At 69.6% G+C, this 6,097-nt stretch carries 5 protein-coding genes; 2 read left to right on the top strand and 3 right to left on the bottom strand.

The window, feature by feature from the left end; translation table 11 throughout:
- Positions 1 to 161: 161 nt before the first annotated feature.
- A complete protein-coding gene (locus tag QZM15_RS28240) occupies positions 162 to 3,401 on the bottom strand; it encodes an efflux RND transporter permease subunit (RefSeq protein ID WP_302107694.1) in 3,240 nt (1,079 codons plus the stop codon).
- 211 nt (positions 3,402 to 3,612) lie between these two features.
- On the opposite strand from QZM15_RS28240, the gene QZM15_RS28235 reads away from it, so the two are divergent.
- Both QZM15_RS28235 and QZM15_RS28230 read left to right on the top strand, forming a co-directional pair.
- Positions 3,613 to 4,080 carry an MEKHLA domain-containing protein gene (locus QZM15_RS28235; RefSeq protein ID WP_302107693.1) on the top strand — a complete coding sequence of 156 codons (468 nt, stop codon included), beginning with the start codon at positions 3,613 to 3,615 and terminating at the stop codon, positions 4,078 to 4,080.
- Between the two features lie 222 nt (positions 4,081 to 4,302).
- Positions 4,303 to 4,608 carry a DUF4148 domain-containing protein gene (locus QZM15_RS28230; RefSeq protein ID WP_059579126.1) on the top strand — a complete coding sequence of 102 codons (306 nt, stop codon included), beginning with the start codon at positions 4,303 to 4,305 and terminating at the stop codon, positions 4,606 to 4,608.
- 39 nt (positions 4,609 to 4,647) lie between these two features.
- Here QZM15_RS28230 and QZM15_RS28225 read toward each other — a convergent pair whose 3' ends face one another.
- The gene (locus tag QZM15_RS28225) at positions 4,648 to 4,878 is read right to left on the bottom strand and encodes a hypothetical protein (RefSeq protein WP_302107692.1); all 231 of its coding nucleotides are present in this window, start codon (positions 4,876 to 4,878) and stop codon (positions 4,648 to 4,650) included.
- Positions 4,879 to 4,937: 59 nt separating this feature from the next.
- A complete protein-coding gene (locus QZM15_RS28220; RefSeq protein WP_302107691.1) occupies positions 4,938 to 6,080 on the bottom strand; it encodes an FAD binding domain-containing protein in 1,143 nt (380 codons plus the stop codon).
- Positions 6,081 to 6,097 lie beyond the last annotated feature (17 nt).

The raw sequence follows: 6,097 nt of genomic DNA, 5'->3' as shown, positions 1-6,097 counted from the left end.
GTCGGAGGCGGCGCCGCGCGCGGCGGGCGGCACGGCTGCGGCAGCGGGGGCCGCGGTGGCCGTTTCGGCGGCCGGCGGCGGGGCGACGGGTTCGATCGAGTCGTTCATGATGGGTCCGGGGTCGGGCGAATCGAAGGATGGGAAGGGGCGGCCGTGCGCGCTCAACGCAGTGCCGGCGTATCGGGCGCGGGCTGCGCGCGCCGGGCGGCCGCGGCGTCGCGGCGCCGCGCGAGCCACGCGTGGACGAAGCCGAACACCACCGGCACGAACAGCAGCGTCGACACCGTGCCGAACGCGAGGCCGCCAATCACCGCGCGGCCGAGCGGCGCATTCTGTTCGCCGCCGTCGCCGAGGCCGAGCGCCATCGGCAGCATGCCGATCAGCATCGCGAGCGCGGTCATCACGACGGGGCGGAAGCGGTTGAAGCCGGCATCGAGCGCCGCTTGCCACGGCGACGCGCCGCCCGCGAGCAGCTCGCGCGCCGCGTTCACGACGAGAATGCTGTTCGCGGTCGCGATGCCGATGCACAGGATCGTGCCGGTCAGCGCGGGCACCGACAGCGTGGTGCGCGTGACGAACAGCATCCATGCGATGCCGGCGAGCGACGCCGGCAGCCCGCCGACGATCACGAGCGGATCGAGCCACGACTGGAAGTTCACGACCATCAGCAGGTAGACGAGCGCGATCGCGAGCGCGAGGCCGCCGAGCAGGCCCGTGAACGATTCGTGCATCGCCTGCACCTGGCCGCGCAGCACGATCGACGAGCCGGGCGGCAGTTGCGCGCGTGCGGCGTCGACGAGCTTCGTCACGTCGGCCGTGACGCCGCCGAGGTCGCGCCCCTGCACCGACGCGAAGATGTCGAGCACCGGCTGCACGTTGTAGTGCGACACCACGGCCTGCTGCGTCGAGCGCGAGAACGTGCCGAGCGAGCCGAGCAGGTTCTGCGCGGGCGTGCCCGCGGCCGGGCCGCCGGCCGGCGTCTGCGGCGAGCGCGCGGTGCCGGCGGGCAGCGGCACGTTCGCGAGCGACTGCAGCGAATTCACCGTGTATTGCGGCGTCTGCACGAGCACCGGGTAGCTGACGCCGTTGCGTGGATCGAGCCAGAAGTTCGGCGTGGTCTGCGAACTGCCGGACAGCGCGATCAGCAGGTTCTGCGCGACGTCGCGCTGTTCGAGGCCGGCCTGGATCGCCTTCGTGCGGTCGACGTTCACGTTGATCGCCGGTTCGTCGCCGGGCTGCTGGATGCGCGCGTCGACGAGCCCGCGCACGCCGCGCAGTTTCGCGAGCAGGGCATTCGCGACCGCGCGGTTCTGGTCGAGCTTGTTGCCGACGATCTGGATGTCGATCGGCGCGGGCAGCCCGAAGTTCAGGATCTGGCTGACGATGTCGGCCGGCAGGAACGCGAACGTCACGCCGGGGAACGACTGCGCGAGCACGTTGCGCAGCTTCGCGACGTATGCGGCCGTCGACGCATGATTCGGTTTCAGCGTGACGAGCACGTCGGCGTCCTCGGTGCCGATCGGGTCGGACGAGTCGTACGTGAGGTTGATCCCGCTCACCGGCACGCCGATGTTGTCGAGCACGCCCGCGAGTTCGTTCGCCGGAATCACGCCGCGGATCTTGGCTTCGACTTCGTCGGTCAGCCGCGCGGTTTCCTCGATCCGCGTGCCGGTCGGCGCGCGCAGGTGCAGGCGGATTTCGCCGGTGTCGACCGACGGGAAGAAGTCTTGACCGGCGAACGCGTAGAGGCCCGTCGACGCGACGCACGCGAGCAGGAACGCGGCCGCGAAGCGGCGGCGCCGCGCGATCGCCGCCGAGAGCAATGCGCGATAGCGCAGCCGCACGGCCTCGAAGCGATGCTCGAACGCGGCCTGGAAACGCGCGACGCGCGCGAATACGCCGCGCGGCGGCCGGCCTTGCCCCTTCGCGCGCATCAGCGCCATCGCGAGCGTCGGCACCAGCGTGCGCGAGAAGAAGTACGACGCGATCATCGCGAAGATCACGGCCTCGGCCAGCGGCACGAACAGATAGCGCGCGACGCCCGTGAGCAGGAACATCGGCACGAACACGATGCAGATCGACAGCGTCGACACGAAGGTCGGCACCGCGATTTCGCCCGCGCCGGTCAGAATGGCTTCCTCTAGCGGCGCGCCGAGCTCCAGATGATGCGTGATGTTCTCGATCGCGACGGTCGCGTCGTCGACGAGGATCCCGACCGCGAGCGCGAGCCCGCCGAGCGTCATGATGTTGATGGTCTGGCCGAGCACGGACAGCGCGAGCAGCGACGTGAGCACCGCGAGCGGAATCGATACCGCGATGATCAGCGTCGCGCGCCAGCTGCCGAGAAACAGCAGGATCATCAGCGCGGTCAGGCACGCGGCGATCAGCGCCTCGCGCACGACGCCCTGGACCGCCGCCTTCACGAACACGGACTGATCGTCGAGCGGTGAAATGTGCAGCGCCTTCGGCAGGCCGGCCGCGATCTTCGGCAGCATCGCCTTCACCTGGTCGATGATCGTCAGCGTCGACGCGCTGCCGGTCTTCTCGACCGTCAGCAGCGCCGCGCGCTTGCCGTCCACGCGCACGATGTTGGTCTGCGGCGCGTAGCCGTCGCGGACGTGCGCGACGTCGCGCACGTACACGACGTTGCCGCCGATCGTCTTCACCGGCAGGTCGTTCAGCGCGGCGACCGTCTGCGTGCTGCCGTTCATCTGCACGTTGTATTCGTGCGTGCCGATCTTCGCGGTGCCGCCCGGCAGGATCAGGTTCTGCGCGTTGATCGCGTTCACGACGTCGATCGGCGCGAGCCCCTTCGCCTGCAGCGCGCGCGTATCGAGATCGACGACGATCTGGCGGATCTTGCCGCCGAACGGCAGCGGCACGGCCGCGCCCTGGACGGTCGCGAGCTGCGTGCGGATGAAGCTGTTGCCGAGGTCGTACAGCTGCTGCTCGGCGAGCGTGCCGCTCGACAGCCCGAGCTGCAGGATCGGCACTGTCGACGCGTTGTACGTGATGATGTTCGGCGGCAGAGTGCCGGGCGGCAGGATGCGCAGGATCGACGCGGCGTTGCTCGCGGCTTCCGCGATCGCGCGATTGATGTCGGCGCCCGGATGGAAGAAGATCTTCACGACGGACACACCGTTCAGCGACTGCGACTCGATGTGCTCGATGTCGTCGACGTCGGACGTGAGCGCGCGCTCGTAGTTCGACGTGATCCGCTTGGCCATGTCCTCCGCGGAGAAGCCGTTGTACGACCAGACGATGCTGACGACCGGAATGTCGATGCTCGGGAAAATGTCGGTCGGCGTGCGCAGCAGGGCAAGCGGCCCCGCGATGAAGATCAGCAGCGCGAGTACGACGAACGTGTAGGGCCTGCGTAACGCCAGCCGGACGATCCACATGATGGTGCTCCTCGAAGCAGGGCTCGGATGCGCATTCGATGCGACGAGCATGCAGTCTGCCGGCGCGGCGTTGACCCGACCCTGACCCGAAGATTACGAAGTCGTTATCTGTGCGGATGCGGCGGCGCCGGCCGCGCCGCTTCGTCCCTATAATGTCCGGCCGTGAACCTTCACGCGTTCCCGTATCCCGCCGCTTTCAGGAGCCTGACCGATGTCGTTGCGCACCGATGCAGATTTCTTCCTCCTTCTCGCCGATTCCTACCGCCGGCTGTTGCACCATCCGCTCGTTCCCGACGGGATGAGCGCGTCCGACGGCGCCGCGTGGCTGTACGAGACGGCGCCGTTCGGCGTGCTGGCGCACGACACGTCGGCCGATCCGGTGTTCGTGTACGGCAACCGGCGCGCGCAGGCGATTTTCGAATACGACTGGGACGAACTGACGGCGTTGCCGTCGCGCCTGTCGGCGGAGCCGATGGAGCGGCGCGAACGGCAGATATTCCTCGACAAGGTGATGCGGGACGGCTTCGTGTCCGGATACCGCGGCGTGCGGGTCACGAAATCCGGCAAGCGGTTCTGGATCGAGCGCGCGACCGTGTGGCAGCTCACGGTCGCAGACGGAATCGTGCGCGGCCAGGCCGCGATGATTCCGGAAGTGCGGCCGCTCGACGCGTCCGCATGAACGCGACGGTCGTCCGACGTGCGCGCCTGCGCGGTGCCCGGCGAGCCGGGCGCCCCTGCACGACGTGCGCCGGCGCCCGGATAACAAAACCGTAATCGAAGCCTCACCTTCAGGAAAGCGCGCGAATCGCAGAATGATCCCAACTCTTCATCACATCGATGGGGAGCGGATGTCCGGCCTGATCTGCGGACGCGAACACGCCATCTTTGAGAGGTGAACATCATGAACAACCTGATTCGTGCAGTCCTGCTTTCCTGTGCGCTGAGCGCACCGATCGTCGCATTTGCGCAAACCGCCGACCATGCGCTCACACGGGCCGACGTGCGCGCCGATCTCGTCCGTGTCGAAAAGGCCGGTTATCGGCCGGTCGGCAGCGATCCTTACTATCCCGAGGACATCCAGGCAGCGGAGGCGAAGGTCGCCGCCCAGCATCCGCAATCGGTCGCTGCACGGCCGGATGCGGCCGCCGGGACGGGCGTGCCTTCGCTCGCATCGCTCGACACGCAGCAATTGTTCGAGCACCACTGAACGCGGTTTTTTCAGCCGCCGTCCGCCGCCGGCGTCGGGTCATTCGACGCCGGCAACGTACCCGTCACGCAACGAATCGCTTTCGCTCGCGCGGTCGTGCCGGCGGCGCGTCCCCATCGAATCGTTCTCGGGAGTGTCATCATGAACCGCAAGCTTGTCGCCGCCGCATTGCTCGCTCTTTGCGTCGGCACGGCCGCCGCCACGCCGGCCTTCGCGCGCGGCCAGCCGCAACTGCCGGATGACGACGGCGGGCGCGCGAGCGTGCTGCACGCGCTCGACCCGGAGTCCGATGCGCCGCGCCGGGCGCATGACACGCGGCCCGCGAACGCTCAGGCCGTGCCCATCAAACGTGCGCCGAGCGCGATTCCGCGCGCGGCGATCGATGCGCTGGCGGCGCGCTGACGGGCGTCCCAGCCGGCCAGCCCGGCGTCGAACGTGCTGCCGGGCGCGACGTCGCGCAACGCCTGCGCGAGACCGACCGCATCGTCGGCCGCTTTCGCGACGCCCGCCGCCGTGTGCGGGCGCACCATGCAGGCGGCGTCGCCCAGCAGCACCGCGCGCCCGAACGCCATCCGCTCGACCGCGAGATCGAGGATCGCCTGCGCGAACGGCGCCGGTGTCGCATCCACCAGCGCGGCGAGCGTCGGCGCGAGCATCCGGTCGGCGGCGTCGACGAGTTCCGCGCGGTTGCCGTCGCGCATCGCGCCGGGCGGCAGCGATCCGTCGCGCTGCGTGCCGTCGCGTGCGAGGAACAGCGATGCCAGCCGGTCGGACGCGAGACGCCGGTACCACACCCAGTTCACGCGCCGCCCGCCCGGTTCGAGCGCGCCGTCGGCGCCGGGCACCAGATAGGTGAGGAACAGGTGCCGGTCGCCTTGCTGGAACGTGAAGCGTTCGCGCAGCAGAACCAGCACCTGCTCGGGCAGCGCGCGTTCGTCGACGAGCCCGCGCCACGCGACATAGCCCGCATACGTCGGCCGCACGTCCGGCAGCAACTGCGCGCGCACGGTGGAGCGGCCGCCGTCCGCGCCGATCAGCAGGTCGGCCGTCTCGGCATGGCCGCTCGCGAAGTGCGCGACGATCCGCGCGCCGTCCTGCTCGAACCGCTCGAACGCGTCGCCGGCGTGGAGGATGCCGGCCGGCAGCGCACGCTTGAGCGCCGTGTAGATCACGTTCCACGCGGTCTGCGTCTGCGGCATCGCGAAGCGTTGCACGATCCGGTCCTGTGCGTCGACGTAGATCCGGTCGATCGAATCGACGCCGGCCTCGCGCGGCAGCGGCACGCCGCCGAACGCGAACGCGCGCTCGATCGGCGGCTGCAGCACGATGCCGCCGCCGCGGCTGTCGAGTTCGTGCGGCGATTGCTCGAATACGCGGACGTCCCAGCCGGCCGCGCGCAACGCGGTCGCCGCGAACAGCCCGCCGACCGATCCGCCGGCGATGACGGCCTTGCGGCCCGATCCGTGTCCCATCCGATGGTCCTCCGATG

The organism is Burkholderia sp. AU44665 (assembly GCF_030504405.1).
Taxonomy (GTDB): Bacteria; Pseudomonadota; Gammaproteobacteria; order Burkholderiales; family Burkholderiaceae; genus Burkholderia; species Burkholderia semiarida.
Note: the sequence above shows the minus strand (reverse complement) of the source record. Positions and strands in the feature narration are given on the sequence as shown.

Bases quoted from the DNA above. Each gene is read 5' to 3' on its own strand.
- QZM15_RS28240 (WP_302107694.1), bottom strand. From the start codon at position 3,401: ATGTGGATCGTCCGGCTGGCGTTACGCAGGCCCTACACGTTCGTCGTA.
- QZM15_RS28235 (WP_302107693.1), top strand. From the start codon at position 3,613: ATGTCGTTGCGCACCGATGCAGATTTCTTCCTCCTTCTCGCCGATTCC.
- QZM15_RS28230 (WP_059579126.1), top strand. From the start codon at position 4,303: ATGAACAACCTGATTCGTGCAGTCCTGCTTTCCTGTGCGCTGAGCGCA.
- QZM15_RS28220 (WP_302107691.1), bottom strand. From the start codon at position 6,080: ATGGGACACGGATCGGGCCGCAAGGCCGTCATCGCCGGCGGATCGGTC.